Genomic DNA, 3,183 nt, shown 5'->3' on the forward strand with positions numbered 1-3,183 from the left:
TCAACAGATAGGCGATAAATTTCTTGACATAAAACAATTTCCGTCATATAATATTCAACGGTGACATTGTTCACGCTGATTTACAATTGCACACGGTAGGCGGTTGATTTCCTCCCTATCTCTAATAATAGATGGGAGGTGCTGCATTATGGATTATACCACATTGATATTTTTCATAGTAATACTTATTTTGCTTGACAAAATACTTAACAGCAAAAAAGATTAACCGCCCTCTCCCCAAAGAATGCGGTTAATCTTTTAATCAAATAATCTTTGGAAATCAACCGTCTACGCAATATATTCATGCGCGAACAGTGTCACCTTCTATATTTATTATAATTGATACGCCGCCATTTGTCAACAGACAAAATAAAAAATCCCAGCGTGTCAATTTTTTTTATTTTTCTCCCGCACTAAATGAACATATCGTTGTAGGACACGCCCAGGATCTCGTGTATTTTCTTGATCTCGTCGGGATAGATGTGGCGCTGTCCAACCTCGATTTTAGCGATAGCGCTCCGCGTGATGTCGCACCCGTCCACCTGCAATTTAGCCGCGAGCTGGTCTTGAGTGAAACCCGCCTCAATACGCAGTCTACGCAAATTTTGTCCAAAAGCCTTGTCATAAGCTGTATCCATACATGTCAACCTCTTTTGCTCCGCTATAAGTGCAATTTATTGTTGACATTATTTTATAGGTATGATATAATTCTATTGCGCCTATATAGGTGCAAACGGGATTTTATTGTAAGATAAAATCCTCGCTTCTCGGATAAGGCTTCTTTTCATCCGTCAGTCCAAGGATATAATCAGTAGAAGTTTCATAGACCATCGCCAATTTGACAAGAAAATCCAAAGGGATCTGTCGCTGCCCAGTCTCGTATTGAGAGTAGGTGTTCTGCTTGATAAAGAGCAGATCGGCAACGTATTTCTGCGTGTAGTCGTGGTCTTCTCTGATGTCTTTAAGTCTCATCGGCAATATCCGTCCTTCATAATAAAGTATGTATAAAAAATACAAAATTATGTTACTTTATTAAGCCGACCTATATTGGCAAATATCTCAATTTGTGATATTATTTTAAAGTGATGTGAAGAATGTCACGAAATTTTGTCAAAAAACGGAGGAATTTAAGGTATGGATCCAAGTATATGGGCATTAACTGTAGGAGTTTTTATAATAGTCATTATTGTTTTTGGCCCATTTTATTTACTAAAAGCAATTATTAAGTGGATTTTAATAATTGCCGCTTTTTTAGTTGTCGGTTACTTTTTACTTGAATTATTTGTTTATGTATATGAAAAGCATCCCAAATTAGCATGTATAGTATTTGGTTTAATACTAATGATTATGCTTATAGTAGTAATTTATGATGATAGCCATAGGTACTATCCATCACCTGCACATATTGCAATAATACAAAACTATACCTAACTAACAACAGTTTCCAATATACCCGCACCCCGCTCGCGATGCTTGTCAACAGCAGGGTGCGAGTTTTTATTATTTATTAAATGTACTAAATAATTACAATTTATTTTTTTAGAGAAACCATTGACAAATAACATAAAGATGCATATAATATTAGTGTAAGAGTTTGCTGTAGAGCGCAGCAAACTAAAAATAAAGAAAGCTCAATTGAAGAGTTTGCCGTAGAGCGCGGCAAACTAAAAATAAAGAAAGCTCAATTGAAGCAAAAAACCTTTCCTCTTTGTCATGAGGAGAGGTTTTTTGCTGGTTTGGATGTGCATTAATTGGAATTTTGTTATTTAACGAAAGAATTTTATAACGACTATAAAGACTGCCCCGAAATAGAGCAAAAAATTACTAGACCATATATTCAAGTCTGTATAAAGATTAATGATGTTTTATTTGTAGTTCCAATGCGTTCTCACATAGCACATAATCATGTACTATGGACCGACAAAAAAATAATTGTGGTCTTGACTTTTCAAAGGCAGTTGTAATTATAAATGAGGAAAAATATATCGACAAGTTTCACAAACCACAAATAAGACAAAATGAATTTAATGCCTTAAAAGGAAAAGAGCAAATAGTTTATAGCAAAATGCTGAAATACATACGGCAATATAAAAAGGCAAAACAGAATCAGAATGTTAAGCCTAATCAAATCTTATGCAAATACTCCACTTTACAATATTTTGAAAATTACATATAACACCAAAACCCCCGGCAGTCTTTTGCAAAACTGTCGGGGGTTCGTCGTTATTCAATGATCATTGAATCCAAAAAATCAATTACTCAGCCTTGCCGATGCAGCCGAAGAGCTCCATCTTTTCCTTGACTGTTGCTTTGATTGCTTCTGCGCCGGGAGCGAGGAGCTTTCTGGGGTCGAAGCCCTTGCCCTGCTGATCCTTGCCTGCCTCGATGTACTCTCTTGTAGCAGCCTGGAATGCGAGCTGGCACTCGGTGTTTACGTTGATCTTAGCAACGCCGAGGGAGATAGCCTTCTTGATCATGTCAGCGGGGATGCCTGTGCCGCCGTGGAGAACCAGCGGAACGTCACCGACAGTGTTCTTAACAGCTTCGAGAGTCTCAAAGCTGAGGCCCTGCCAATTTTCGGGATACTTGCCGTGGATGTTGCCGATACCTGCTGCGAGCATTGTAACGCCGAGGTCAGCGATCATCTTGCACTCGTTGGGATCTGCACACTCGCCTGCGCCGATAACACCGTCTTCTTCGCCGCCGATAGAACCGACTTCTGCTTCAAGAGAAAGACCGAGAACTTCGCATGTGTTTACGAGAGCCTTTGTCTTTTCGATGTTTTCTTCGATCGGATAGTGTGAGCCGTCGAACATGATAGAGGAGAAACCTGCATTGATGCAAGCCTTTGCACCCTCAAAAGAACCGTGGTCGAGGTGAAGTGCAACGGGAACTGTGATGTTCAGCTCTTCGATCATGCCCTTAACCATGCCGACAACTGTCTTGTAGCCGCACATGTACTTGCCTGCGCCCTCAGATACACCGAGGATAACGGGAGCCTTGAGCTCTTCAGCAGTGAGAAGGATGGACTTTGTCCACTCGAGATTGTTGATGTTGAACTGACCGACGGCATACTTGCCTTCCATAGCTTTGGTCAGCATGTCTTTTGCGTTTACCAGAGGCATTGTAGTCACTCTCCAAAATATAAATTTATTTGCTCTGCGGATAAGCCCGCTTGAGTCT

4 protein-coding genes are annotated in these 3,183 nt (G+C 39.8%); 1 reads left to right on the forward strand and 3 read right to left on the reverse strand.

What is annotated here, in order from left to right:
• Nucleotides 1–413: 413 nt before the first annotated feature.
• Together ACJMMI_RS06395 and ACJMMI_RS06400 are read right to left on the reverse strand one after the other, a co-directional pair.
• On the reverse strand, nt 414–638 hold the full coding sequence (locus ACJMMI_RS06395; RefSeq protein WP_405354375.1) for a helix-turn-helix domain-containing protein: 225 nt from the start codon (nt 636–638) through the stop codon (nt 414–416).
• Nucleotides 639–741: 103 nt separating this feature from the next.
• Nucleotides 742–972, reverse strand: a complete 231-nt coding sequence (locus ACJMMI_RS06400) for a helix-turn-helix domain-containing protein (RefSeq protein WP_405354376.1) — start codon at nt 970–972, stop codon at nt 742–744.
• 162 nt (nt 973–1,134) lie between these two features.
• Here ACJMMI_RS06400 and ACJMMI_RS06405 point away from each other — a divergent pair, with 162 nt between their 5' ends.
• Nucleotides 1,135–1,431 (forward strand): hypothetical protein, encoded by a 297-nt coding sequence (locus ACJMMI_RS06405; RefSeq protein WP_405354377.1) that lies wholly within the window; start codon nt 1,135–1,137, stop codon nt 1,429–1,431.
• Between the two features lie 824 nt (nt 1,432–2,255).
• Here ACJMMI_RS06405 and fba read toward each other — a convergent pair.
• Nucleotides 2,256–3,125: a class II fructose-1,6-bisphosphate aldolase gene (fba, locus tag ACJMMI_RS06410; RefSeq protein ID WP_405354378.1), complete on the reverse strand. Its 870-nt coding sequence runs from the start codon at nt 3,123–3,125 to the stop codon at nt 2,256–2,258.
• Between the last annotated feature and the right edge of the window lie 58 nt (nt 3,126–3,183).

The sequence above is a fragment of the Ruminococcus sp. genome, from assembly GCF_045129435.1.
Taxonomy (GTDB): Bacteria; Bacillota; Clostridia; order Oscillospirales; family Acutalibacteraceae; genus Ruminococcoides.